The organism is Rhodanobacter sp. sgz306013 (genome assembly GCF_057031145.1).
In genome coordinates this window covers 485902-509439 of record NZ_JBXCIJ010000004.1, presented here as the reverse complement: position 1 = coordinate 509439, position 23538 = coordinate 485902, and the positions used below count along the sequence as shown (strand labels likewise).

At 69.3% G+C, this 23538-nt stretch carries 22 protein-coding genes and 1 tRNA gene; 8 read left to right on the top strand and 15 right to left on the bottom strand.

Annotation, left to right across the window (positions count from 1 at the left end; genetic code table 11):
• Nucleotides 1-8: 8 nt before the first annotated feature.
• Nucleotides 9-554, top strand: a complete 546-nt coding sequence (locus AC2EWF_RS15285) for a PH domain-containing protein (RefSeq protein WP_483640229.1) — start codon at nucleotides 9-11, stop codon at nucleotides 552-554.
• Here the strand turns inward: AC2EWF_RS15285 and AC2EWF_RS15280 are convergent.
• The 5 genes from AC2EWF_RS15280 to AC2EWF_RS15260 are packed head-to-tail and all read right to left on the bottom strand — an operon-like array spanning nucleotide 551 to nucleotide 5295.
• Nucleotides 551-1153: a response regulator transcription factor gene (locus AC2EWF_RS15280; RefSeq protein ID WP_483640228.1), complete on the bottom strand. Its 603-nt coding sequence runs from the start codon at nucleotides 1151-1153 to the stop codon at nucleotides 551-553. The two genes, AC2EWF_RS15285 and AC2EWF_RS15280, sit on opposite strands and share 4 nt — an antisense overlap.
• The gene (locus AC2EWF_RS15275) at nucleotides 1150-2358 is read right to left on the bottom strand and encodes a sensor histidine kinase (protein WP_483640227.1); all 1209 of its coding nucleotides are present in this window, start codon (nucleotides 2356-2358) and stop codon (nucleotides 1150-1152) included. The genes AC2EWF_RS15280 and AC2EWF_RS15275 overlap by 4 nt, the downstream gene beginning before the upstream one ends.
• Nucleotides 2355-3572, bottom strand: coding sequence for a sensor histidine kinase (locus AC2EWF_RS15270; protein ID WP_483640226.1), 1218 nt, complete (start codon nucleotides 3570-3572; stop codon nucleotides 2355-2357). The genes AC2EWF_RS15275 and AC2EWF_RS15270 overlap by 4 nt, the downstream gene beginning before the upstream one ends.
• Nucleotides 3573-3592: 20 nt before the next feature.
• Nucleotides 3593-4387 (bottom strand): ABC transporter permease, encoded by a 795-nt coding sequence (locus AC2EWF_RS15265; RefSeq protein ID WP_483640225.1) that lies wholly within the window; start codon nucleotides 4385-4387, stop codon nucleotides 3593-3595.
• On the bottom strand, nucleotides 4387-5295 hold the full coding sequence (locus AC2EWF_RS15260) for an ABC transporter ATP-binding protein (RefSeq protein WP_483640224.1): 909 nt from the start codon (nucleotides 5293-5295) through the stop codon (nucleotides 4387-4389). Before AC2EWF_RS15260 ends, AC2EWF_RS15265 begins: the two co-directional genes overlap by 1 nt.
• Nucleotides 5296-5640: 345 nt before the next feature.
• Here AC2EWF_RS15260 and AC2EWF_RS15255 point away from each other — a divergent pair, with 345 nt between their 5' ends.
• From AC2EWF_RS15255 to AC2EWF_RS15230, 6 genes are all read left to right on the top strand, one after another.
• Nucleotides 5641-7137 carry an aminotransferase class III-fold pyridoxal phosphate-dependent enzyme gene (locus AC2EWF_RS15255; RefSeq protein WP_483640223.1) on the top strand — a complete coding sequence of 499 codons (1497 nt, stop codon included), beginning with the start codon at nucleotides 5641-5643 and terminating at the stop codon, nucleotides 7135-7137.
• Between the two features lie 181 nt (nucleotides 7138-7318).
• A complete protein-coding gene (locus AC2EWF_RS15250; protein ID WP_483640222.1) occupies nucleotides 7319-7696 on the top strand; it encodes a PsiF family protein in 378 nt (125 codons plus the stop codon).
• Nucleotides 7697-7782: 86 nt separating this feature from the next.
• Nucleotides 7783-8409 (top strand): uracil phosphoribosyltransferase, encoded by a 627-nt coding sequence (upp, locus tag AC2EWF_RS15245; RefSeq protein WP_483640221.1) that lies wholly within the window; start codon nucleotides 7783-7785, stop codon nucleotides 8407-8409.
• Nucleotides 8410-8418: 9 nt separating this feature from the next.
• Entirely contained in the window at nucleotides 8419-10008 is a 1590-nt protein-coding gene (locus AC2EWF_RS15240) for a GMC family oxidoreductase (RefSeq protein WP_483640220.1), read from the top strand.
• Nucleotides 10009-10212: 204 nt separating this feature from the next.
• Complete coding sequence (locus AC2EWF_RS15235; protein WP_483640219.1) at nucleotides 10213-11859, top strand: methyl-accepting chemotaxis protein; 1647 nt, start codon at nucleotides 10213-10215, stop codon at nucleotides 11857-11859.
• A 13-nt stretch (nucleotides 11860-11872) separates the two neighbouring features.
• Entirely contained in the window at nucleotides 11873-13669 is a 1797-nt protein-coding gene (locus AC2EWF_RS15230; protein ID WP_483640218.1) for an EAL domain-containing protein, read from the top strand.
• A 49-nt stretch (nucleotides 13670-13718) separates the two neighbouring features.
• Here AC2EWF_RS15230 and pip read toward each other — a convergent pair whose 3' ends face one another.
• Both pip and AC2EWF_RS15220 read right to left on the bottom strand, forming a co-directional pair.
• On the bottom strand, nucleotides 13719-14675 hold the full coding sequence (gene pip, locus AC2EWF_RS15225; protein WP_483640217.1) for a prolyl aminopeptidase: 957 nt from the start codon (nucleotides 14673-14675) through the stop codon (nucleotides 13719-13721).
• 140 nt (nucleotides 14676-14815) lie between these two features.
• Nucleotides 14816-16201, bottom strand: coding sequence for an FAD-binding oxidoreductase (locus AC2EWF_RS15220; protein ID WP_483640216.1), 1386 nt, complete (start codon nucleotides 16199-16201; stop codon nucleotides 14816-14818).
• 117 nt (nucleotides 16202-16318) lie between these two features.
• Between AC2EWF_RS15220 and serA the strand changes: the two genes are divergently transcribed.
• Entirely contained in the window at nucleotides 16319-17551 is a 1233-nt protein-coding gene (serA, locus tag AC2EWF_RS15215; RefSeq protein ID WP_483640215.1) for a phosphoglycerate dehydrogenase, read from the top strand.
• Between the two features lie 49 nt (nucleotides 17552-17600).
• Here serA and AC2EWF_RS15210 read toward each other — a convergent pair whose 3' ends face one another.
• The 8 genes from AC2EWF_RS15210 to rpmI all read right to left on the bottom strand — a co-directional run bounded on the left by AC2EWF_RS15210 (nucleotide 17601) and on the right by rpmI (nucleotide 23488).
• Nucleotides 17601-18320 carry a hypothetical protein gene (locus AC2EWF_RS15210; protein ID WP_483640214.1) on the bottom strand — a complete coding sequence of 240 codons (720 nt, stop codon included), beginning with the start codon at nucleotides 18318-18320 and terminating at the stop codon, nucleotides 17601-17603.
• Nucleotides 18321-18449: 129 nt separating this feature from the next.
• Nucleotides 18450-18526: transfer RNA gene (locus tag AC2EWF_RS15205), tRNA-Pro, on the bottom strand.
• 96 nt (nucleotides 18527-18622) lie between these two features.
• Nucleotides 18623-18979: a MerR family transcriptional regulator gene (locus AC2EWF_RS15200; protein WP_077481441.1), complete on the bottom strand. Its 357-nt coding sequence runs from the start codon at nucleotides 18977-18979 to the stop codon at nucleotides 18623-18625.
• Entirely contained in the window at nucleotides 18960-19259 is a 300-nt protein-coding gene (gene ihfA, locus AC2EWF_RS15195) for an integration host factor subunit alpha (protein WP_077481444.1), read from the bottom strand. Before ihfA ends, AC2EWF_RS15200 begins: the two co-directional genes overlap by 20 nt.
• A 1-nt stretch (nucleotide 19260) precedes the next feature.
• Nucleotides 19261-21639: a phenylalanine--tRNA ligase subunit beta gene (gene pheT, locus AC2EWF_RS15190; RefSeq protein WP_483640213.1), complete on the bottom strand. Its 2379-nt coding sequence runs from the start codon at nucleotides 21637-21639 to the stop codon at nucleotides 19261-19263.
• Nucleotides 21640-21660: 21 nt separating this feature from the next.
• The gene (gene pheS / locus AC2EWF_RS15185; protein WP_483640212.1) at nucleotides 21661-22656 is read right to left on the bottom strand and encodes a phenylalanine--tRNA ligase subunit alpha; all 996 of its coding nucleotides are present in this window, start codon (nucleotides 22654-22656) and stop codon (nucleotides 21661-21663) included.
• Nucleotides 22657-22913: 257 nt separating this feature from the next.
• Nucleotides 22914-23273 (bottom strand): 50S ribosomal protein L20, encoded by a 360-nt coding sequence (gene rplT, locus AC2EWF_RS15180; RefSeq protein ID WP_128898432.1) that lies wholly within the window; start codon nucleotides 23271-23273, stop codon nucleotides 22914-22916.
• Between the two features lie 17 nt (nucleotides 23274-23290).
• The gene (rpmI, locus tag AC2EWF_RS15175) at nucleotides 23291-23488 is read right to left on the bottom strand and encodes a 50S ribosomal protein L35 (protein WP_019467379.1); all 198 of its coding nucleotides are present in this window, start codon (nucleotides 23486-23488) and stop codon (nucleotides 23291-23293) included.
• Nucleotides 23489-23538: the final 50 nt, after the last annotated feature.

Below are 23538 nucleotides of genomic sequence, written 5' to 3'. Positions count from 1 at the left end.
ATCCGGCCATGCATGCACGCTATCCCGCCGCACCCTGGAGCGGCTTCCTCAAGGGCATCTCGGCCGTCGTCATCCTGCTCCTCGCGGGCGTGTCGTGGCTGATGGCGCTCACCGTCCCGCCCCTTGCGCTGCCGCTGCTGCGCACGGCGACGATCGCCCTGCCGCTGCTGATCCTGCTGGCCGCCGCCGCGTTTGTGGTGCGCGGCTACACGTTGGGCGACGGCACGCTGCAGGTACGCCGGTTGTGCTGGACGACCCGGGTCGCGCTGGGCGAGCTGCGCGAGGCCACCGTGGATCCGCAGGCCGGCGCCGGTTCGATCCGGCTGGTCGGCAACGGCGGCCTGTTCTCGTTCTCGGGCTGGTTCCGCAACGCCAAGCTGGGCCGCTACCGCGCCTTCGTCACCGACTGGCAGTGCGCCGTGGTGTTGCGTGGGTCCATGTGCACCGTGGTGCTGTCGCCGGCCGACCCAGCCGGCTTCGTGCGCGCGCTGCAGGCGGCGGCCAGTCCGCCGTCCCGCAGCAAACCGTTGCCGCGCTGGCGGCAAAGTCGCTAGAGCCAGCCCTTCTGCCGTGCCAGCCGGTACGCCTCGATGCGGTTCGCCACGCCGAGCTTGCCGATCGCCTCGGACAGGTAGTTGCGCACCGTGCCGTGCGAGAGATTGAGCTGGACGGCGATGTCGCCGGCAGGATGGCCTTCGCCGGCGAGGCGCAGCACCTGGCGTTCGCGGTCGTTCAGCGGGTCGGCCTCCGACCATGCTTCCAGCGCCAGCTGCGGATCGATCGCCCGGCCGCCGCGGCACACGGTGCGCAGCGCCTCGGCGAGGTTCTCCGCCGGCGCGTCCTTGAGCAGGTAGCCGGACACCCCCGCGTCCAGCGCGCGGCGCAGGAAGCCCGGCCGGGCGAACGTGGTGACGATGATCACCTTGATCGGCAGTTCGTGCCGCTGGATGCGCTGCGCCAGTTCCAGCCCGGTCAGGCCGGGCATCTCGATGTCGGTGACCAGCACCTCGGGTTTGAGCTTCTGCAGTTCGCGCCAGGCCGCCTCGCCGTCGCAGGCGGAACCCAACACCTCGATGTCCGATTCGAGGTTCAGCAGCGCCGACAGCGCGCCGCGCACCATCGCCTGGTCCTCGGCCAGCAGCACGCGGATCATGCAGCGCTCCCGTGGTCCGCCAGCGCCGGCACGGGGTACGCATCGGCGGCCGCAGGCCGCGATGCCGCGCGCAGTGGCACGTCGACGCCGAGCGTGGTGCCGCGCCGCGCGGGCGAAGCTATGGCCAGGGTGCCGCCCAGCGCGCGCACCCGCTCGCGCATGCCGCTGATGCCGTTGCCGTGGGCGGCCACGCCGCCGCGTCCGTTGTCGCTGATACGCATGTGGAAGCTTTCCGTTTCGCGGGAGAACACCACGCGGGCCGTCGTGGCGCGCGCGTGGCGATGGATGTTGGTGACCGCCTCGCGCAGCACCAGCGCCAGCGACGCCTCGGTCTCCGCCGGCAGGCCAAGCGCCGCCGGCGCCTCGGCTTCGAACGCGATGTTCGAGGCTTCCAGCATCAGTCGCGCCGAGGCGAGTTCCGCCGCCAGGTCGCTGCGCCGCATGCCGGTGACCGCCGCGCGCACCTCGGCCAGCGCATGGCGCGAGACACGCTCCACCTCCTCCATCTCGCGCTGCGCGCGCGGCGGATCGGCCAGCGCCAGCTTGCGCGCCAGCTCGGACTTCAGCGTCACCAGCGACAGCGTGTGACCGAGCAGGTCGTGCAGGTCGCGGCCGATGCGCTCGCGCTCGGCCAGCGTGGCGAGGCGGCGGATCTCGTCCTGCGACAGGCGCAGCGCCGCGTCCTTTTCCTTGTAGACGCTCTCGACCATGACGATGGCGCTGATACCCAGCGCCGAGGCCGGCATCACCACCAGCAACGGCATGGGATAGCCGACCCACCAGGCCAGCGCCACGAACGTGGCGCTGACCAGCAGCAGCTGGAGCAGCCGGGAGCGCAAGCTGGTCCGGCAATGGCTCAACATCACGCAGGCATAGACGAAATAGCTGAGGCCGCTCGGGTACCAGCGCAGCAGCACGAAGCACAGCGCAGCCATCGCCCAGGCGTAGAGATGCGTCGTGCGCCGCGGCGCCAGCTGGATCCTGGCGAACAGCAGCAGGAATACGGGATAGGAAACCAGCGTGCAGACCACCCACGTGCGCGAGTAGCCGCGCGTGCCGCCCTCGAACAGCGGTGTGACGAAAATCCACAGCGACCACAGCAGGTGGATGCTGTCCGCCCACGGCGACTTGCCGCGACGGAGGTCGTCGGCCGCACCGGAGTCCGGCGCGGGAACAAACCATCGGCCGAGGGAGGCGGGCATCATGTGGCGTGCCGCACCCGGACACAGGTCGGCGCTTCGGCTTTCGGCAAGCCGATGTCACGCACCGGCGCCGGCGCCGCCAGCGGCACGTCGATCTCCAGTCGCGTGCCCCCGCCCGGCGGCGAATCCAGCCGCAGGCTGCCGCCCAGTGCCTGCACGCGCTCGTGCATGCCACGCAGGCCGTTGCCTTGCGTGTGGACGCCGCCACGCCCGTTGTCCTCGATGAACAGTCGCACCTCGCCGCCGATGCGGGCAATCGATGCCCTTGCCCGGGTGGCGTGCGCGTGCCGCGCGATGTTGGTGGCCGCCTCGCGCAACACCAGCGCCAGCCCGCACTCGATCGGCTCGGGCAGGTCGGAAACCTGCTGCTGCGAATCGAACTGCACGCCGGACGCGCGCAGCAGCAGCGCGGCCGAGGCCATCTCGGCGGCCAGGCCGGCGGCGCGGATGCCGGTCACCGCCGTGCGCACCTCCGCCAGCGCATGCCGCGCCACGTCTTCCGCCTCGGTCAGTTCACGCCTTGCCGCCGCCGGATCGCGGTTGAACAGCTTGCGCGACAGCTCCAGCTTCAGCGTGATCAGCGACAGGGTATGACCGAGCAGGTCGTGCAGGTCGCGGCCGATCCGCTCGCGCTCGGCGGTGGCGGCCAGCTGGCGGATCTGCTCGTGCGAGATGCGCAGCCTGGTGTTCTTGTCCCAGCTGATGCGTCCCGCCAGCGCGCCGACACCGGTGCTGGTGCACACGCCCACCATGATCAGGTAGGTATACCAGGGCCAGCCCAGGAAGATGCCTTCCAGCACCAGCAGCGCCTGGATGATCGCGATCTTGATGGCGCTGGACAGCCACGCCCCCTGGTACGGCACCATCGCGCAGGCGAACACCGCATAGGTCCATGCCGCGGGGTTCCACGGTATCGAGAGGGCCGTCAGCACCCCCAGCGCGCCGACGTAGCCGTTGACCTCGGCGGCCGGCCGCAGGCTCGCCAGCACAAAGAGCAGGAGGAACAACGGATAGCCCAGCGCCAGCGACCACCAGAAGCCCACCCCCAGCGGCTGGAACAACGGACCCAGGAACACCCAGAACGACCACAGAAGATTCCATGCGTGTGTCCACGGCGAATGGCCCGCAGCGCGCATGGCCGCCGCCGTGGAGCCCGGCGCGGGATGCAGCCAGGCGATCCACCGCGAGCCGGAAGCGCGTTCGCTCGTGTCGTTCATGCCCCGCATGCTAGCGCGCCTCAGCCGTAGCGACGCAGCCGCCGCGTAGCCAGCGCCAGGAACACCGCCGAAAAGCCGAGCAACACCAGCAGATGCGGCCACGCCGCGCCCTGCTCCATGCCCACGGCCGCCAGCGCCAGCCGGTCCAGGTGATAGCTCGGCCACACTGGCGCGAGCTGTTGCAGCGGCTTCGGCAGCATCGACAGCGGCACCCACAGGCCGGACAGGAACGACATCGGCAGATAGACCAGGTTGAGCAGGCCGGGCGCGCCCTGCCCCTTGATCAGGGTGCCTACGAACATGCCCAGCGCGCAGAACGGCAGCACGCCAAGTACGCCGGTCGCCAGCAGCGCCGCGACTTGCGCGGGCGCCAGCACGACGTGCCCGATGCTCGTGGCCAGCCCCAGCAGCAGCAGGATCACCAACGCAGCGGCGGCCATCGCCATCAGCATCTTGCCCAGCAGATAGGCGCCCGGTGGCATCGGTAGCGCGCGCTTGAGCGTGAGCAGGCCGCCGTCGCGCTCCAGCGCCAGCGACACACCGAAGCCGAACAGGCCCGGGCTCATCACCCCGAACACGCCATAGCTGGCCAGCAGGTAGCGTGCAATGTCGGGCCCCTCTGACTTGCCCATCGCGATGCCGAACATCAGGTAGAACAACGTGGGGAACAGCACGATCGGCAGCATGAAGCCCGGTGCGCGCAGGTAGCGCAGGCACTCGCTGCGCGCTTCGGCGAGATAGGCACCGAGCACGCGGCGCGCCGGCATGGTGGCGCTGGCGGTTGGCGATGCGGCGGTCATGGCAACGGCGTTCATCAGGCGGCCTCCTGCTCGGCGGCGGTTTCGCGGGTGAGTTCGGTGAATGCCTCGGCGAGGCCGGCGCGTTGCACCTCCAGTTCGGCCAAGGCGGGGTCGGCGTCAAGCAGCCGGCTTACCACCGACTCGGCTTGCGCAGTGGCAATGCGCAGGTGGCCGTTTTCGCGCATGGCCGACGCCACGCCCGGCCAGCCGGCGACAGCCTCGGCATCGAGGTCGCTCACGCAACGGATACGGGTGAGCGCAACGCGCTTGCGCAGGTCATCCACGCTGCCCTCGCTGAGCACGCGTCCCTTGTCCACCACCACCACGCGCTGCGCCAGCGCCTCGGCTTCCTCCAGGTAATGCGTGGTGAGCACCACGGCGCAGCCTTCGGCGACCAGCGCACGCATCGCCGCCCACAGCTTCTGCCGGGCATCGATGTCCATGCCCACGGTAGGCTCGTCCAGGAACAGCAGCTCGGGCCGCCCGCACAGCGCCAGCGCGAACTGTACGCGCCGCTGCTGGCCGCCGGAAAGCTTGCCGTAGGGCCGCAGCAGCAGGTCGGCGATGCCGGCCAGCGCGGCGGTTTCGTCGAAGCCGCGCGGGTGCGGGTAATAGCTCATCGTCAGGCGCAGCAGCTCGCCCACGCGCAGCGTGGGCGGCAGGTTGGCCGACTGCAGCATCACGCCGATGCGCCGGCGCGCTTCGATGCGCTGCGGGTCGAGTCCGAACAGTTCGGCGCGGCCCGCATCGGGACGGATCAGGCCGAGCAGCAGGCCGATGCTGGTGCTCTTGCCGGCGCCATTGGGGCCCAGCAGGGCCAGCAGTTCGCCGCGCCGTACGGCGAGGTCCACGCCATCGAGCGCGGTGAGCGGGCCGTAGCGCTTCACGGCGGCGGCGAGTCGGGCAACGGCAGTCTCGTTCATGTGGGTGTCTCCTCCTGCCGCACAGCCTAGGCAGTGCGGCGCGCCGCCCCCAGTCGCCGCCGTCAACCATCGCGGATGACAGGCGTCATCCCGGCCGTGCCAGCGCCGGGAAACGACCCCCAAGTACCTGATCGGCCAGGGTATCGCGCCGCCCGCGCCGACCGCCCCTGCTCCCGCAGGGGGTACCGGGCACCCTGCCCGCCGGGTTATCCTCGGCGTTCGTGGAAGCGCGCCCCGCCCCGTCGTACCGGGCCATGCGCCGCGGGAGCCGGGCTCCGCCACGCATTACACGTCGGCCTGCTTCGCGCTGGGTGCGAGGCGCCGACGGACTCGAGGAGAAAAGCCATGGGTTTGATCGATCAGCTGCGCGAACTGCGCGAATTCGGCGGCAAGCCGCGCACCACGGGCCTGGACAATGCCAGCATCGAACGCATGGCGGCCGTCGACCCCATGGTCGGCGAAGCCGTGGCCGCCGCGGTGGCGCGTCATCGCGAGCTGCGCGGCGAACTGGGCGAGTTCCTGAAGCTGGACGAGGCGGAGCAACTGGCGCAGGCGCAGGCCGGCTTCGTCAACTTCTATCCCGACGACGCGATCAACCCCTACCTGCCGGCTGCCGCCCGCGGGCCGTGGATCGTCACGCTGAAGGGCGCGGTGCTGCACGACAACGGCGGCTACGGCATGCTCGGCTTCGGCCACAACCACCCGGCCATCGACGCCGCGCTGGCGCGCGAACAGGTGATGGCGAACGTGATGACACCCAGCGTGTCGCAGCTGCGCTTCACCCAGGCGCTGAACCGCGAGCTGGGCCGCAACCGCGGCGGCAACCCGTATGCGCGCTACCTGTGCCTGAACTCCGGCTCCGAGTCGGTAGGCCTGGCCTGCCGCATCGCCGACGTCAACGCCAAGCTGATGACCGACGCCGGCGGCCGCTATGCCGGGCGCACGATCAAGCGCCTGGTGGTGAAGGGCGCCTTCCACGGCCGCACCGACAAGCCGGCGCTGTATTCGGATTCCTCGCGCAAGACCTACCAGCAGTACCTCGCCAGCTACCGCCACGAGGACAGCGTGCTGGTGGTCGAGCCCTACAACGTGGCCCATCTGGAAGCCGCGTTCGCCGACGCCGACAGGCACGGCTGGTTCATCGAGGCGATGTTCCTGGAGCCGGTGATGGGCGAAGGCGATCCGGGCCGCGCGGTGACGCCGGAGTTCTACGCCGCCGCGCGCCGGCTCACCGAATCGCACGGCAGCCTGCTGCTGATCGACTCGATCCAGGCCGGCCTGCGTGCGCACGGCGTGCTCTCGCTCACCGACTATCCCGGCTTCGAGAAGCTCCCCGCGCCGGACATGGAAACCTTCTCCAAGGCGCTGAATGCCGGCCAGTATCCGCTCTCGGTGCTGGCGGTCAGCGAGCGCACTGCCGGTCTGTACCGCAAGGGCGTCTACGGCAACACCATGACCGCGAACCCGCGCGCGCTGGACGTGGCGCTGGCGACCCTGGGCGAACTCACCGACGCCGTGCGCGCCAACATCCGCGCCCGCGGCAGGGAGTTCGTGGACAAGCTCAACGCGCTGAAGGACGAGCTGGGCGGGCTGATCACCAAGGTGCAAGGCACCGGCCTGCTGTTCTCCTGCGAGCTCGCCCCGCAGTTCAAGTGCTACGGCGCCGGCTCCACCGAGGAATACCTGCGCGAGCGCGGCATCGGCGTGATCCACGGCGGCGTCAACTCGCTGCGCTTCACCCCGCACTTCAACGTCACCAGCGCCGAGGTGGACCTGGTGGTGTCGCATGTGCGGCATGCCCTGCTGGAAGGTCCGCGCAAGAGCGAGAGCAAGGCGGCCTGAGCCGGCCCGCCCGGAGGCCCCTGCCTAAGCCGGATCCGCTCCGGCAGGGCCGCGCGCCCGTCGCCGACATCGGTGCGGGCGCATGGCTTACGCATCCCGTGCATCGTTCAGCGAACATGCTCCCTCCACGGCTATAGACTTCCCTCGCCGGCACCCGCCGGTCACCCAGGGAGGTCACATCATGTCCGTGTCGATCCGTGTGCTTGCCGTCAGCGCCGCCATGGCGCTCGCCGGTGCCGCTTTCGCGGCAACCGCCGCCCCCGCCGCGCAGCAAGAAGCCCCGGCCGCCAAGAAGCCGCTCACCGCCCAGCAGCAGCGCATGGCGAACTGCAACAAGGAAGCGACCGGCAAGAAGGGCGCCGAGCGCAAGGCGTTCATGAGCTCCTGCCTGAAGGGCGAGAGCACGGCCGCGGCACCGGCCGCCAAGGCCACGCAGCAGGAAAAGATGAAGAGCTGCAGCGCCGAGGCGAAGACCAAGGCACTCAAGGGCGCCGACCGCAAGACCTTCATGAGCACCTGCCTGAAGGGTGATGCCGAGGCGGCTCCCGCCGCGCACTGAAGCGCCGCCGCTGCATGCCGGGCGCCGCCGCGAGGCGGCGCTTTTTTTGCATCCTCCACGGCGATTTCTGCCGCTATGCTTGCGCGATGAAAATCGTCGAAGTCCGCCATCCGCTCATCCAGCACAAGCTTGGCCTGATGCGCCGCCAGGGCATCAGCACCAAGGAATTCCGCGAGCTGGCCGGCGAGGTGGCCGCCCTGCTCACCTACGAGGCCACCAAGGACCTGGAGACCGTCGAGGAACACATCGAAGGCTGGGCCGGCCCGCTGGTGGTGCAGCGGATCAAGGGCGCCAAGATCACCATCGTGCCGATCCTGCGCGCCGGCCTCGGCATGCTGCCGGGCGTGCTCGGCATGATCCCCGCGGCCAAGGTCAGCGTGGTCGGCCTGCAGCGCGACGAGCGGACGCTCCAGCCCATCGCCTACTACGAGAAGCTCACCGGCCGCATGGACGAGCGCATCGCCCTGATCGTCGACCCCATGCTGGCCACCGCCGGCACCCTGGTCGCCACCGTGGAGATGCTGAAGGCCGCCGGCTGCACGCGCATCAAGGGGCTGTTCCTGGTCGCCGCGCCGGAAGGCCTGCAGCGCATTGAGGCGACGCACCCGGACATCGAGATCTACACGGCTGCGATCGACGAGCGGCTCAACGGGCACGGCTACATCCTGCCCGGCCTCGGCGACGCGGGCGACAAGATCTTCGGCACCAAGTAGGCGCGGGCCATGCCATCGAAGGAGGAGTTCGACTTCATCGTGGTGGGCGCCGGCCCCGCCGGCTGCGCCACCGCCGCACGGCTGGCCACGCTCAGGCCGGACGCCAGCGTGCTGCTGCTGGAAACCGGCCCCGCGAAAAGCGGCCTGCGCTCCGACGTGCCGCTGGGCATCGCCACCCTGGTGCCGTTCCGCAACGCGCGCAACTACAGCTACCGCACCGTGCCGCAGGCAGGGCTGCACGGACGCCGCGGCGTGCAGCCGCGCGGCCGCGGGCTGGGCGGTTCCAGCCTGATCAACGCGATGATCTACGTCCGCGGCCAGCTCGCGGACTACGACGACTGGGCCCGGCTGGGGGCCACCGGATGGGCCTGGCGCGACGTGTTCCCCTACTTCCTGCGCAGCGAGGACAACGCCCGCGGCGCCGACGCCTGGCACGCCACCGGCGGACCACTGGCGGTAAGCGACCTGGCCAGCCCCAGCGATTGCGCCCGCGCCTTCGTGGCGGCGGCGGCCGAATGCGGCCACCCGTCTAATCCCGATTTCAACGGCGCGCAGCAGGAAGGTGTGGGCCTGTACCAGGTGTTCCAGCGCGACGGCCGCCGCTGGAACGCTGCCCGCGCCTATCTGGACGGTCTGGCGCCGAAGAACCTCAGCGTGCGGGCGGAGGCGCAGGTGGCCCGCGTGCTGGTCGCGGAAGGCCGCGCCCGCGGCATCGCCTGCGCGAACGGCGACACGTACAGCGCACGCGCCGAGGTAGTGCTGTCGGCGGGCGCGTTCGGTACGCCCCAGCTGCTGATGCTGTCCGGCATCGGACCGGCCGAACACCTGCGCACGCTGGGGATCGCGGTGCGGCACGACAGTCCGGAGGTCGGCGCGAACCTGCAGGACCATGCCGACTTCGTCATCAGCCGCACCGTGGACGACCGCGGCCTGTTCGGCACGGTGCCCTCCATCGTGCCGCAGGTGCTGCGCGCGATAGCCCCGTTCCGCCGCGGCACCGGCCTGCTCACCAGCAACGTGGCCGAAGCCGGCGGCTTCCTGCGCACGCGGCAGGAGCTGGAACGGCCCGACATCCAGCTGCACCTGTGCATCGGCATCGTGGACAACCACAGCCGCCGCCTGCACGCCACCCGCGGGATGTCGCTGCATACCTGCGTGCTGCGCCCGCACAGCCGCGGCAGCGTGCGCCTCGCCGGCGCCGACGTGCGCAAGGCGCCGCGGATCGATCCGGCCTTCCTCGCCGATCCGCGCGACATGGACACCCTGGTCGCCGGCGTGGGACTGGCCCGCCGCATCCTCGCCGCGCCCGCGTTCGCCCGCTACGCGGGGCCGGCGCTGTACGACGCCGAGACCACCGACGAGGCGCGCCTGCGCGAAACCATCCGCGCGCACGCCGACACCATCTACCACCCCGTGGGCACCTGCCGCATGGGCAGCGACGCGGGTGCCGTGGTCGACCCGGAGCTGCGCGTGCGCGGCGTGGCCGGCCTGCGCGTGGCCGACGCCTCGGTCATGCCCTCGTTGATCTCCGGCAACACCCAGGCGGCCTGCGCGATGATCGGGGAGCGGGCGGCGGAGTTCCTGGCGCACCGCGGCTGAAGCGGCGTAAGCCGCGCGCGTTCGCAAGCCGCCGCGGAAGAGTCACGAAACCGACATTTCGCCATGCCATCTTCCACCCGCTTCACCAGATTATCGGGTGAAATATAACACTTTGATTTCAAAGTTCTTTATTCCAATTTTCCGCTAAAGTTGCGACGTAGTGGGCCGACAGCTACTGCAGCTCTCTCACCGCCCACAATCCACATGTTCAAACGACTGAAGTGGCTTGCCGCCCCGAGCCTGCGCCAGCGCCTCTTGCTGCGCCTGCTGCTTGTCCTTGGCCTGCTCGCGGTGACGAGCGCCGCCGGCATGCTGCAGCTGAAGCGGGCCGACCGCCGCATCCAGGGACTGGTGGAAGGCTCGCTGAGCCCGGCCGCCGACGTCGGCGGTGTGCAAAACGACTACAACAGCAGCCTGCAGGTCCTGGTCCATGCGGCACTGCTGCAGCTACCGTCCGCCGTGGACGAGGCGCGCACGCGCATCCACGCCGACCGCATGGACATTGCGCGACACTGGAAGCTACTCCTGGGCAGCGAGCTGGCGCAGCAGCAGGCACAGACCCTGAAGATCGCCGCAATCCATCGTGCCGAGGCCGATCGCGCCGTCGACGGTACGCTGGCCCTGCTCGATGCGGGCCAGTTCCAGCTTGCCGGGCTCAAGCTCAGCACCGAGGTGCAACCCGCCTACCAGCCCCTGCAAAGCGACTTCGCCAACCTGTTCCTGGCCGCGCTGGCCGAGGGCAAGGCGCAGGTGCAGAGCCAGCGCCAAGCCAACCGGCAGGGTGTGGCGTTGCTGCTCGTCCTGCTGGCGACGGCGCTGCTGTCCGCCATCGTGCTGGACGGCACGCTGATGCGCAGCCTGCTGCGGCGCCTGCAGCAGGCTGCGCGGGTGGCCGAGCGCATCGCCGCGGGGCGCCTGGGCGAACCGGTAGACCCGGGCCGCGACGACGAGCTGGGAAGGCTGCTGCGCGCGCTCGCCTCGATGGACGGGCAGCTCACGCGCGTGCTCGCCCTGGTGCGGGCAGGCGCCCATTCGGTGGAGGAGCGCGCGCAGCATCTGGCGCGTGACAACCAGGCGCTCCGCGCACGCACGCGGACGCAGGCCGCCGGCCTAGAGCAGGCCTCGGCGTCGATGGAGCGGATGGCCGCCACCGTCTCGCAGGGCGCCGGCCATGCCGACGGCGCTGCGCAGGCGGCCCGCGACGCGCTGGCCCACGCCGAGCAGGGCCGCCACGTCGCCGACGAGGCGCTCGATTCCATGCAGGCCATCCAGAAGACGAGCCGCGACATCGCGGAAATCGTCGACCTGGTCGACAACATCGCCTTCCAGACCAACCTGCTTTCGCTCAACGCCGCCATCGAGGCCGCCCAGGCCGGCGAACGCGGGCGCGGCTTCGCCGTGGTCGCGGGCGAAGTGCGCCGGCTGGCGAGCCGCTGCGTGGAAGCCGGCCGGGACATACGCCAGTTGGTCACCAGCAGCACCGAGGCCACGGTGCTGGTGCGCCACAAGGTGGCACAGTCGTGCGAGGCGCTGGACGGCATCGTGCAGAGCGTGGCGCGCGCCTCGACGCTGATGGCCCGGATCTCCGACGCCGGCCGGGAACAGGCCAGCGGCATCGGCCAGATCAACCACGCGGTGGGTGAGCTGGACCGCATCACCCAGGCCAACGCCGGACTGGTGGTCGACATCAGCGCCACCGGCCAGGCGCTCACCTGCGATGCCGAGGCGCTGATGCGCCAGGTGGATTTCTTCCAGCTCGCCGATCCATCGCGCCTCCTTTCCGAACCGGAACCCGGTGCCCAGCCAACGCCCCCGGCCACGGACCAGTTCCAGGCTTCCCAAGCGGCCTGAATCCGATCAAGGCATGTCCATTCTTCCCGCCCGCCACTGCAGTCCTCACACCATGCTCGAGCGCGCACTCGCTGCGGGAAGCTTGAATGCGGTCTTCCAGCCCGTGGTGCGCCTGGACACGCTCGAGGTGGTCGCGCACGAGGGGCTCAGCCGTTGCGCCTTCATGCCCGGCAATCTCTCCATCCTCGACCTGCTCGACCTTGCCCGCAGGGAAGACCGGCTGGCCGACATGGAGCTGCATGCCGCACGCAGCATCTGCGGCGCCTTCGCCGCGCAGGGGGCAGCGGGCCGGCTGCTGGTGAACCTGAGCGCCCGCGCCATCCTCAACGGCACCCTGCGCCCGGACGAGGTGCTGGGCGCGCTTTGCACCGGCGGCCTGGATCCTGCCCGCGTCACCATCGAGATCACCGAGCGCGACGTGGTGGAAAACCCCGCCCTGCTTGCCCACGCGCTGGGTTATCTGCGCGCGCACGGCGTCCGCATCGCTCTCGACGATTTCGGCAACGGCCATTCCAACTTCGAGATGTGGAACGAGATCCACCCCGACGTGGTGAAGATAGACCGCTACCTCGTGCACGGCCTGTCGCACAGCGCCGGCCGTCTGGCGATCGTACGTTCGCTGTGCCAGGTGGCCGAAGCGCTGGGCACCGACCTGGTCGGCGAAGGCGTGGAGAACCCCGCCGACCTGCGCGTACTGCGCGACCTCGGCATCCCCTATGCACAGGGCTTCCTGATTGGACGGCCCGCGCCGGCCCCGGTTGCGGTCGCCCGTGCCGAGGCCGTCCATCTGCTGGGCGGGCCCGCCGTGCCGGTGCTGCCGCGCCCCCGCGGCCCGATCACCCAGCGGCCGACCCAGGTCAGCCATCTGCTGATCGAGGCGCCCATGGTGGAGCCGCACCAGACCAGCGAGGAAGTGATGGCCTTGTTCGGCCGGTACCCGGAGTTGCACGCCGTAGCGGTGGTGCAGGACGGCAGGCCGGTCGGCCTGGTGAACCGCCGGCTGATGAACGAGCGCATGGCCCAGCCGTTCGCCCGCGAGCTGCTGGCGCGCAAGTCGTGCACGGTGCTGATGAACGACGCGCCACTGGTCTGCGACGAGCACCGCAGCCTCGAAAGCCTCGCCGACGTATTGCGCGGCGAAGACCAGCGCTACCTGTCCGACGGCTTCATCGTGACGAGCGAGGGCCGTTACCGCGGGCTGGGTACCGGCGAGGCGCTGGTGCGGCGCGTGAGCGAGCTGCGGATCGAGGCTGCGCGCCACGCCAACCCGCTGACCTTCCAGCCCGGCAACATCCCCACCACCGAACACCTGGGGCGCCTGCTCGACGGCGGCGAGCGCTTTGCGGTGGTGCACGCGGACCTCACCGACTTCAAGCCGTTCAACGACCACTACGGCTATTCGCGCGGCGACGAGATGATCCGGCTGCTGTCGGGCCTGCTGAACGAACACGTGGATCCGGCGCTCGACTTCGTCGGCCACATCGGCGGCGACGACTTCGTGGTGCTGTTCCAGAGTGCGGACTGGGAAGCGCGCTGCCTGCGCATCATCGAGGCCTTCAACACGCGCGCACCGCAGCTGTACGACGCCGACGACCTGGTCCAGGGCGGCCTACGCGGCAAGGACCGCCGCGGCGAGCCGCAATTCTTCCCATGCACCACCGTGGTGATGGGCGCCGTCGAGCTGGCGCCGCCGCTGCCGCAGCGCACTGCATCCATCGCGATGCTGGCGGCGCGCGCGAAGCGCCAGGCGAAGCGCACCGGTACCAGCCTCCACGTGTTCTCCCGCGCCACCGCTGGACTCGCGACCTGAGGCGGGACTCCGGCCGCCGCCGGCCGTAGCCCCGCGCCACGGCGAAGATTCAGGCGCGGAACCGGTCCGTCGCTTCGACCAATTCGTGCACATTGCCTGGTTCGAACGCCGAATGGCCGGCGTCCTGCACGATGCGCAGGTCCGCCTCCGGCCAGGCGCGGTGCAAATCCCAGGCGCTGCGGATCGGGCAGACCACGTCGTAGCGGCCCTGCACGATCACCGCGGGGATCCTGCGGATGCGGTCGACGTTGCGCAGCAACTGGTCGTCGTGCGCAAAAAAACCGCCGTGCACGAAGTAGTGGCATTCGATGCGCGCAAAGGCCAGCGCGAAGCTGTCCTCGTCGTGCGAGCCGATGCTGGCCGGATCCTGGTGGAGGTAGCTGGTGGCCCCCTCCCATACCGACCAGGCGCGCGCCGCGGCGAGCCGGACGGCCGGGTCGTCGCTGGTGAGGCGGCGATGGTAGGCGCTCATCAGGTCGCCGCGCTCGACCTCGGGGATCGCCGCCAGGTAGGTTTCCCAGGCATCCGGATACAGCGCGTCGCAGCCCTTCTGGTAGAACCACTCCAGCTCCCAGCGCCGCAGCATGAAGATGCCGCGCAGCACCAGTTCGGTGATCTTGTCCGGGTGCGTCTGCGCATAGGCCAGCGCCAGGGTGGAGCCCCAGGAACCGCCGAACACCTGCCAGCGGGCTATGCCAAGGTGCTCGCGCACGCGCTCGATGTCGGCCACCAGGTCCCAGGTGGTGTTCTCGCGCAGCTCCGCGTGCGGGGTGGACTGGCCGCAACCGCGCTGGTCGAACAGCACGATGCGGTACACCGCCGGATCGAAGAAGCGCCTGCACTTCGGATTGGTGCCGCCGCCCGGGCCGCCATGCAGGAACACCACCGGCTTGCCGTCCGGGTTGCCGCACTGCTCGTAGTACAGCGTGTGCAGCTCCGAGACCTTGAGCGTGCCGCGCTCGTAGGGCTCGATCTCGGGGTACAGCGTGCGGCGCGGCGTAGCCATGACGGTTCTCGTCGGACGTCGGGGATACGCAAGGCTAGGTGTTCGAGCGCCGGAAACGCAACCGTGGTGCCCCCGGACATGCAGGAAGGAGTCAGTACTGCGAAGACCGGGCAGGTCGGGCGACCACCCGGCATCGGTGATCACGGCCCGAACAGCTTGCCCGGATTGAGGATGCCGTTGGGGTCGAACACCTGGCGCACGCCGCGCATCAGCGCGACCTCCGCCGTGCTGCGCGTCGAGTCGAGGTAGGGCTTCTTGACCAGGCCGATGCCGTGCTCGGCGGAGATGCTGCCGCCGTGTTCCTTCAGCGTGGCGGCCAGCAGCCGGGTGACGTGCTCGCACTGCGCGATGAAATCCGCATCGGCCATGCCGGCTGGTTTCAGCACGTTGATGTGCAGGTTGCCGTCGCCGATATGGCCGAACCACACCACCTCGATCTGTGGATACTCGCGCGCCAGCAGCGTCTGCATCGCATGCAGGAAGGCCGGCACCGCGCCGATGCGCACCGACACGTCGTTCTTGTATGGCTTGTGCGGCGCCAGGCTCTCGGTGATGCCCTCGCGCAGCCGCCACAGCACGGCGGCCTGGGCCTCGCTCTGCGCGACCGTGCCGTCGACGATCCAGCCCTGCTCCATGCCTTCGCCGAGCACCGCCAGGGCGGCGTCCCGCGCAGCTTCGTCCGGCGCGTCGAACTCGGCGACCACGTAGTACGGGTGCTCGCCGTCCAGCGCGCGCTGCGCGCCGTGCGCCAGCACGTGCTTCAGCGCCACGTCGGTGAAAAACTCGAAGGCCTGCAGCGCCAGCTTCGCGCGGAACAGGCCGAACACCGCCAGCACCGCGTCCATGTCCGGCAACGCCAGCAGCATGGTCTGCGCGGACGGCGGCGGCTCGGTGAGCCTGAGGGTGGCTTCCACCACGATGCCCAGCGTGCCTTCGGAGCCGATCATCAACTGGCGAAAATCGTAGCCGCTGGAGTTCTTCACCAGCGCGCGGTTGAGGTCGAGCAGCTCGCCGTTGCCGGCCACCACCTTGAGCCCGGCGATCCATTCGCGGGTGTTGCCGTAGCGGATCACCCGGATGCCGCCGGCATTGGTCGCGATGTTGCCGCCGATGGAACACGAGCCGCGCGCGGCGAAGTCCACCGGGTAGATCAATCCGTGTTCGCGCGCCGCCGCATGCACCGCCTCCAGCGGCATGCCCGGCTGCACGGTGAGCGTGCGGTCGGCGGCATCGAAGCCCAGCACGCGGTTCATCCGCTCCAGGCTGAGCACCAGCTCGCCATGGGCTGCCACCGCGCCGCCGGAGAGCCCGGTACGGCCGCCCGAGGGCACGATGGCCACGCGGTGCTCGTTGGCCCAGCGCACGACGCCCTGCACTTCATCCACCGTGGTCGGCAACGCGACCGCCAGCGGCGCGGGCGCCCAGCGGCGCGTCCAGTCGCGGCCGTAATGCTCCAGGTCGCCCGGCCCGGTGAGCAGGCGCAAGCCCGGCAGGCGGTGGACAAGCTCGTCCAGGGCAACGCTCATGGCATCTCCGGCGGGGCACAAATTCATGCCCTGATTTCGTATGGACGTCCAAACATCGACGTGTTGCAACGCCGCAATTCTGGCATAGTAGCAGCTCCCGTCCATCCTGGAACCGCCATGAAGACCTCGTTCCCCCGGCAAGACATCAAGGTGCTGCTGCTGGAGGGCGTGAGTCAGACCGCGGTGGAAGTATTCGACCGCGCCGGTTACACGAATATCGAATACCACCAGAAGTCACTGCCCGAAGCGACCCTGCTGGAACGCATCGCCGACGCCCATATCGTGGGCCTGCGCTCGCGCACCCAGCTCACCGCCGAGGTGCTGCGCCACGCGCGGAAACTGATCGCGGCCGGCTGCTTCTGCATCGGTACCAACCAGGTGGACCTGCCCGAGGCCGAGCGGCTGGGCATCCCGGTGTTCAACGCACCCTACTCCAACACGCGCAGCGTGGCCGAGCTGGTGATCGCCGAGGCCATCATGCTGCTGCGCGGCATCCCGCAGCGGAATGCGCAGTGCCATCGCGGCGGCTGGAGCAAGTCCGCCGCCGGCAGCTACGAGGCGCGCGGCAAGGTGCTGGGCGTGATCGGCTACGGACACATCGGCACCCAGGTGGGCGTGCTGGCCGAGGGCCTGGGCATGCGGGTGATCTTCCACGACGTGGAGACCAAGCTCGCGCTGGGCAACGCCCAGGCCGCCGCCGGCCTGCACGACCTGCTGCAACGCGCCGACGTGGTGACCCTGCACGTACCCGAGACACCCGCCACGAAGCTGATGTTCGGCGCGCGGGAAATCGCCGCGATGCGCCAGGGTGCGGTGCTGATCAATGCCTCGCGCGGCAGCGTGGTCGACATCGATGCGCTGGCAGCGGCGCTGCGCGAAGGCCACCTGGCGGGCGCCGCGGTGGACGTGTTCCCGGTCGAGCCCAAGGGCAACGACGATCCGTTCGTGTCGCCGCTGGTGGGCCTGGACAATGTGATCCTTACCCCGCACATCGGCGGCAGCACGCTGGAGGCGCAGGACAACATCGGGATCGAGGTGGCCAGCAAGCTGGTGCGCTACAGCGACAACGGCTCCACCCTGTCCGCGGTGAACTTCCCCGAAGTGTCGCTTCCGGAGCACCCAAAGAGCCGCCGCCTGCTGCACATCCACCGGAACGTCCCGGGCGTGCTCTCGCGCATCAACGAGCTGTTCTCCGCCGGCAACATCAACATCGACGCGCAGTTCCTGCAGACCGACGCGGAACTGGGCTACGTGGTGATCGACGTGGCGGCCGACGAGGCACAGTCGAACGAACTGCGCGACAAGCTGGCTGCGATCCCCGGCACGCTGCGCAGCCGCGTGCTGTATTGACCCGCGCACCGCGTGGGGCCAACCGGCGCTTCGCGGCGAACCCGCCGGCTCAGCGGCTCTTGCGGACCGGCGCCTTCGCGGCCGGCCTGCGCGCCGTCGTCTTCGGCGCCGACTTCGTTGCGACCGTCTTTGCCGCGCGTTTGCCCGTGCCGGAGCCACGCACTGCGCGGCGCCGCTCCATCTCGTGTTCCTCGCAGAACGCCGCGGCGAAGGACTTCAACTCGGCCTTCAGCTTCGCGCCCAATCCGGACGCCCGATCGAGGTGCTGCTCCATCCGCTGCATCAGGTCGTAATCGTGGTAGTCGCGATAGGGTTTCAGGTCGAGGTCGGCCGGCACCTTGCGCAGTCGCTCGTCGCCGACCGACTTCACGTATTTCTGCATGAAGCGGTCGTAGGCCTTCCAGGTGACGCGTTGCGCGTTCACCGCGGCCTCCTCGGCGCGGGTGGCGATCTGGTGCGCGTGCAGATAGTGCAGGCCAAGCTGGTCGATCAGGGTCTTCTCCACCTCCTCGTGCAGGATCAGGAAGCGGTCCACCTCGATCGTGCGGCCGCGGAAGGTGAAGGTCTTTGGCAGGTGGCGGTCGATGTAGATGGTCTTGCCGTCCTGGCTGTAGCCGGCGAGGTAGGGAATGTCGTGTTCGCGGTCGAGCTTCTTCACGCGGCGCAGGATCGCGTCCAGCGCGCGATCCATCATCAATGCGGAGACGAACCAGTCGGGTGCCTTGAGCTTTTCGTGCGGCGCATTCGGATGACAGCTGTTCGACGGCATGCGACGTCTCCTAGTGGATGAATCCGATGCCGCAGCCTAACCGGCCCGCACCGCAATTTCCCGCAATGGAAGACCGGAACCCGCAAACGCAAACGGCGCCCTGGGGCGCCGTCGATGTTTCCGGTTGAATGGTCGGGGCGGCCGGATTCGAACCGACGACCCTTTGCCCCCCAGGCAAATGCGCTACCAGGCTGCGCTACGCCCCGACTTGGACTTGAAAGGCGGCAACGTGGCCGCCTTCTGCGCTTCGCGATCGTGCGATCGTGCGATCGGAAAGCGCGAACTATAACAGAGGAATGCACTCAGCGGCGCAGCAGGGCGAGCACTTCTTCCAGTTCCAGCCGCACCTGGTGCACGATCTGGTGCGACATGCTCGCCTCGACGCGCGCCTGCGGGCCTTCCAGCCGCGCGCGGGCGCCGGTGATGGTGAAGCCTTCGTCGTACAGCAGCGCGCGGATCTGGCGGATCATCAGCACGTCATGGCGCTGGTAGTAGCGGCGGTTGCCGCGGCGCTTCACCGGGTTCAGCGCGGGGAACTCCTGCTCCCAGTAGCGCAGCACGTGCGGTTTCACCCCGCACAGCTCGCCCACTTCGCCGATGGTGAAGTAGCGCTTGGCCGGGATGGCAGGCAGCTCGGTGTTATTCCCTTGGTCCAGCATAGCCCTCGACTCGCACCTTGAGTTTCTGCCCTGGCCGGAACGTCACCACCCGCCGCGCCGAGATCGGAATCTCCTCGCCGGTCTTGGGGTTGCGCCCTGGCCGCTGGTTCTTCTCGCGCAGGTCGAAATTGCCGAAACCCGACAGCTTCACCTGCTCCCCTCGTTCCAGTGCTTCGCGGACCACCTCGAAGCAGGCGTCCACGAATTCCTTGGCTTCCCGCTTGTTGAGGCCCACGTCAAGGAAAAGCCGCTCGGCCATATCCGCCTTGGTCAGCGCCATCTCATCCTCTCAACTTGGCCTTGCATTCCTGCTCCAGCGCGGCGAGCACCTGCCGCACGCAGCGGTCTGCGTCGTCGTCGACAAGGGTGCGGGAAGCATCCTGCAAAATCAAGCCCATAGCGAGACTTTTTCGGCCCGCTTCGACCCCCTTGCCGCTGTAGCGGTCGAACAGGCGCAGCTCGTTCAGCAGGCCGCCGAGCGTGCTGCGGACGACTTCGCCGACCCGTGACCAGCTGACGTCTTGCGGCACCTCGACGGCGATGTCGCGGCGCACCGAGGGGAAGCGGGCCACCGGCTGCGCCCTGGGCAGGCGGCGTGCCAGCAGCGGCTCCAGCGCCAGTTCCAGCACATGCACGTCCGGCCCCAGGTCCAGCGCCTTGGCCAGCTGCGGGTGCAGGGCACCCAGCCAGCCCACCGTCTCGCCGTCCCGCGAGATGCGCGCGCCGCGCCCCGGATGCAGCCAGCCCGGCAGGCCGTCGGCATGCACCGACCAGCGCCCCGGCTCGCCGCCCCAGGCCAGTAAGGCGTCCAGGTCCCCCTTGAGGTCGAAGAAATCCAGCGCCCGCGCCGGTTCGCCCCACTGCTCCGCGTGCGCGGAACCGCACACGGCGATGGCCAGACTGGGCGTCTCGACCGGCGGATCCCCTGCCGCAAAGACCCTGGCCACCTCGAACAGCCGCACCCGCTCCTGCTGGCGCGCACGGTTGTGGCGCAGCGCCTCGACCAGGCCCGGCAGCAGCGAAGGGCGCATCACCGCGAGATCGGCCGACAACGGGTTGGCCAGCGGCACCCCCTGGCCCGCCAGGCCCCATTTCGCCAGCAGCTCGTCGGCGACAAAGGACAAGTTCACCGCTTCGAAGTAGCCGCGCGCGGCCAATTGCTCGCGCAGCGCCAGTTCGCCGATGCGCGCCTCCGGCTCGGCCGCCAGCGCCAGCGCGCCGGCAGGCGTGGCGGTGGGGATGTTGTCGTAGCCGAAGATGCGCGCGACTTCCTCGACCAGATCCTCTTCGCGCTCGATGTCGAAACGGCTGCTGGGCGCGGTGATCCGCCAGCCATCGGCCTGCGGCTCCACCTGCATGCCCAGCGCAGTGAAGATGCGCGCCACTTCGGCATCGGCCACGTCCACGCCCAGCACGCGCCGGAGGCGCGCGCGGCGCAGCGTCACCGGCGCGTGCTTCGGCAGGTCGGCGATGTTCTCCGCCACCAGCACCGGCCCCGCCTTGCCACCGGCGATCGCCAGCAGCAGTTCGGTGGCGCGCTCCAGTGCACGGCTCGGCAGCTCGGGGTCGACGCCCCGCTCGAAGCGGTGCGAGGCGTCGGTGTGCAGGCCGAGCTTGCGCGCGCGGCCCATGATCGCAGCCGGCGCGAAGTGGGCGGACTCCAGGAAGATGTTGCGCGTGGCGTCGGTGACGCGCGAATCGAAGCCGCCCATCACGCCGGCCGCGGCCAGCGCCTTGCGGTCGTCCGCGACCAGCACGAAGCCCGGGTCCAGCTTCGCCTCGCTGCCGTCGAGCAGCTTCAGCGTCTCGCCGGGGCGCGCGTGGCGCACCACGATGTCGCCGTCGAGCCTGTCGTTGTCGAAGGCATGCATGGGCTGGCCGAGTTCCAGCATCACGTAGTTGGTGACGTCCACCACCGCGCTGATGGGTCGCAGGCCGGCGCGACGCAGGCGTTCGGCCAGCCACAGCGGTGTGCGCGCCTGCGGATCGATCCCTTCGACGACGCGGCCGAGGTAGCGCGGCGCGTCCTTGCCGGCTTCGAGGCGGATGCCGCGACGCGCGTCGCCAGTGACCCGGGCAGCGGCCTGCTCGCCGGTCTTCACGCGGCTGCCGAACAGCGCGGCTACATCATGGGCGAGGCCGTAGAGCCCCAGGCAGTCGGGGCGGTTCGGGGTGAGTTTCAGCTCGATGCTCGCATCCGGCAGGCCAAGGTAATCGGCCAGCGGCATGCCAACCGGCGCATCGGAAGGCAGCTCCAGCAAGCCTGAAGCATCGTTGTCCACGCCCAGCTCTTTCGCCGAACACAGCATGCCGAATGACTCGACGCCACGCAGCTTGGCTGCCTTGATCTGGATCCCGCCCGGCAAGCTCGCGCCCACGGTCGCCAGCGGCACCTTGATGCCCACGCGCGCGTTCGGCGCACCGCAGACGATCTGCAGTGGCTCGCCCTGCCCCGCGTCGACCTTGCAGACCTGCAGGCGGTCGGCCTCGGGGTGCTTTTCGGCGGCAATGATCTCGGCCACCACCACGCCCTCCAGGCCTTCGCCCAGTGGGGTGAGCTCTTCCACTTCCAGCCCGGCCATGGTCAGCGCATGGGCCAGTTGGGCGCGGTCGGCCTGCACGTCGACCAGCTCGCGCAGCCAGTTCTCGGAGAATTTCATGTGTATCGATTCCTGCCCGGTTTACGCGAACTGCTTGAGGAAGCGCAGATCGTTCTCGAAGAACGCGCGCAGATCGGCCACGCCGTAGCGCAGCATCGCGAAGCGCTCCACGCCCAAACCGAAGGCGAAGCCGGTGTAACGCTCCGGGTCGATGCCGCAATTCGCCAGTACGTTCGGGTGCACCATGCCGCAGCCCAGTACCTCCAGCCAGCGCACCTCGCCGTCCTTGCCCTCCCAGCGGATGTCCACCTCGGCCGAGGGCTCGGTGAAGGGGAAGTAGCTGGGGCGGAAGCGCATTTCGAAATCGCGCTCGAAGAAGGCGCGGATGAACTCGGCCAGCGTGCCCTTGAGGTCGGCGAAACTGGAGGTCTCGTCGACCAGCAGGCCTTCGATCTGGTGGAACATCGGCGAGTGGGTCTGGTCCGAATCGCTGCGGTAGACCTTGCCCGGCGCGATGATGCGGATCGGCGGCTGGCGCCCTTTCATCGAGCGGATCTGCACCGGCGATGTGTGCGTGCGCAGCAGGCGGCCGTCGCCGAAGTAGAAGGTGTCGTGCATGGCGCGCGCCGGGTGGTGCGGCGGGAAGTTCAGCGCCTCGAAGTTGTGCCAGTCGTCCTCGATCTCGGGACCGTCGGCGCGCTGGTAGCCGAGCCGCGCGAAGATCGCGGCGATGCGCTCCAGCGCGCGGGTGATCGGGTGGATGCCGCCGCGTTCGCCGTCGCGGCCGGGCAGCGAGATGTCGATGGTCTCGGAGGCGAGGCGGCGATCCAGTTCGGCCTGCTCCAGCGTCGCCTTGCGCGCGGCCAGCGCGTCGGCCAGGCGCTCCTTGACGCGGTTGACCTCGGCACCACGCGCCTTCTTCTCTTCCGGCGGCAACGAGCCGAGCGTCTTCAAGGCTGCGGTAACGATGCCGCTCTTGCCGAGCAGGCCCACGCGCAGCGCGTCGAGCGCCTCCAACGAGGCAACGTTTTCGATATCGGTCAGGGCTTGGCTTGCCCGGCTGTCCAGATCGTCCATCGGTGCGATTTCCGCTTTGGCTTCCAGCTCCCCTCCCCCTCCGGGGAGAGGGTTGGGGTGAGGGGCCACTCTTGCGTTAACGCCAGGGGCGAAGCGTGCTTCGATCAGGGTCAAGGCAAGCCCCGACCCCTCACCCCAATCCTCTCCCCGGAGGGGAGAGGAGGCCAACGCGAAAAGCGGCGTCATTAAATAAAAACGGGGAGAAGGCGTTGGCCTTCTCCCCGCTTGATTCACATCATATCGTCAGTGAGCGACGATCAAGCGGCCAGGCTGGCCTTCGCCTTTTCCGCGATGGCCCCAAACGCCTTGATGTCGTGCACGGCGATGTCGGCCAGCACCTTGCGGTCGACCGTGATGCCGGCCTTGGCCAGGCCGTTGATCAGGCGGCTGTAGGACAGGCCGAACTGACGGGCGGCGGCATTGATACGCACGATCCACAGGGCGCGGAACTGGCGCTTCTTCTGCTTGCGGCCGATGTAGGCGTACTGGCCGGCCTTGATGACGGCCTGGTTGGCGACGCGGAAAACCTTGCGACGGGCGTTGTAATAGCCCTTCGCGCGGCCGATGATCTTCTTGTGACGACGACGGGCGGTAACGCCACGCTTTACACGAGCCATGGTCTAGTCCTCCCGCCTCAGAGATACGGCAACATGCGAGCCACACCCTTGGTGTCGCACGCCTTGACGTGGTTGGTGGCGCGCAGGTTGCGCTTACGCTTGGTCGACTTCTTGGTCAGGATGTGCGACTTGAAGGCGTGACCGGCCTTGAACTTGCCGGAAGCGGTCTTGCGAAAACGCTTCGCCGCCGCCCGATTGGTCTTGATCTTGGGCATGGGTAGTGCTCCTTGATGGGGTCGCCCTCTTTACGAGAGCAGCCCGGCTT

What these genes read in the sequence shown, in the direction of transcription:
- AC2EWF_RS15285 (WP_483640229.1), top strand. Translation starts at nt 9, where the DNA reads ATGCATGCACGCTATCCCGCCGCACCCTGGAGCGGCTTCCTCAAGGGC.
- AC2EWF_RS15280 (WP_483640228.1), bottom strand. Translation starts at nt 1,153, where the DNA reads ATGATCCGCGTGCTGCTGGCCGAGGACCAGGCGATGGTGCGCGGCGCG.
- AC2EWF_RS15275 (WP_483640227.1), bottom strand. Translation starts at nt 2,358, where the DNA reads ATGATGCCCGCCTCCCTCGGCCGATGGTTTGTTCCCGCGCCGGACTCC.
- AC2EWF_RS15270 (WP_483640226.1), bottom strand. Translation starts at nt 3,572, where the DNA reads ATGAACGACACGAGCGAACGCGCTTCCGGCTCGCGGTGGATCGCCTGG.
- AC2EWF_RS15265 (WP_483640225.1), bottom strand. Translation starts at nt 4,387, where the DNA reads ATGAACGCCGTTGCCATGACCGCCGCATCGCCAACCGCCAGCGCCACC.
- AC2EWF_RS15260 (WP_483640224.1), bottom strand. Translation starts at nt 5,295, where the DNA reads ATGAACGAGACTGCCGTTGCCCGACTCGCCGCCGCCGTGAAGCGCTAC.
- AC2EWF_RS15255 (WP_483640223.1), top strand. Translation starts at nt 5,641, where the DNA reads ATGGGTTTGATCGATCAGCTGCGCGAACTGCGCGAATTCGGCGGCAAG.
- AC2EWF_RS15250 (WP_483640222.1), top strand. Translation starts at nt 7,319, where the DNA reads ATGTCCGTGTCGATCCGTGTGCTTGCCGTCAGCGCCGCCATGGCGCTC.
- upp (WP_483640221.1), top strand. Translation starts at nt 7,783, where the DNA reads ATGAAAATCGTCGAAGTCCGCCATCCGCTCATCCAGCACAAGCTTGGC.
- AC2EWF_RS15240 (WP_483640220.1), top strand. Translation starts at nt 8,419, where the DNA reads ATGCCATCGAAGGAGGAGTTCGACTTCATCGTGGTGGGCGCCGGCCCC.
- AC2EWF_RS15235 (WP_483640219.1), top strand. Translation starts at nt 10,213, where the DNA reads ATGTTCAAACGACTGAAGTGGCTTGCCGCCCCGAGCCTGCGCCAGCGC.
- AC2EWF_RS15230 (WP_483640218.1), top strand. Translation starts at nt 11,873, where the DNA reads ATGTCCATTCTTCCCGCCCGCCACTGCAGTCCTCACACCATGCTCGAG.
- pip (WP_483640217.1), bottom strand. Translation starts at nt 14,675, where the DNA reads ATGGCTACGCCGCGCCGCACGCTGTACCCCGAGATCGAGCCCTACGAG.
- AC2EWF_RS15220 (WP_483640216.1), bottom strand. Translation starts at nt 16,201, where the DNA reads ATGAGCGTTGCCCTGGACGAGCTTGTCCACCGCCTGCCGGGCTTGCGC.
- serA (WP_483640215.1), top strand. Translation starts at nt 16,319, where the DNA reads ATGAAGACCTCGTTCCCCCGGCAAGACATCAAGGTGCTGCTGCTGGAG.
- AC2EWF_RS15210 (WP_483640214.1), bottom strand. Translation starts at nt 18,320, where the DNA reads ATGCCGTCGAACAGCTGTCATCCGAATGCGCCGCACGAAAAGCTCAAG.
- AC2EWF_RS15200 (WP_077481441.1), bottom strand. Translation starts at nt 18,979, where the DNA reads ATGCTGGACCAAGGGAATAACACCGAGCTGCCTGCCATCCCGGCCAAG.
- ihfA (WP_077481444.1), bottom strand. Translation starts at nt 19,259, where the DNA reads ATGGCGCTGACCAAGGCGGATATGGCCGAGCGGCTTTTCCTTGACGTG.
- pheT (WP_483640213.1), bottom strand. Translation starts at nt 21,639, where the DNA reads ATGAAATTCTCCGAGAACTGGCTGCGCGAGCTGGTCGACGTGCAGGCC.
- pheS (WP_483640212.1), bottom strand. Translation starts at nt 22,656, where the DNA reads ATGGACGATCTGGACAGCCGGGCAAGCCAAGCCCTGACCGATATCGAA.
- rplT (WP_128898432.1), bottom strand. Translation starts at nt 23,273, where the DNA reads ATGGCTCGTGTAAAGCGTGGCGTTACCGCCCGTCGTCGTCACAAGAAG.
- rpmI (WP_019467379.1), bottom strand. Translation starts at nt 23,488, where the DNA reads ATGCCCAAGATCAAGACCAATCGGGCGGCGGCGAAGCGTTTTCGCAAG.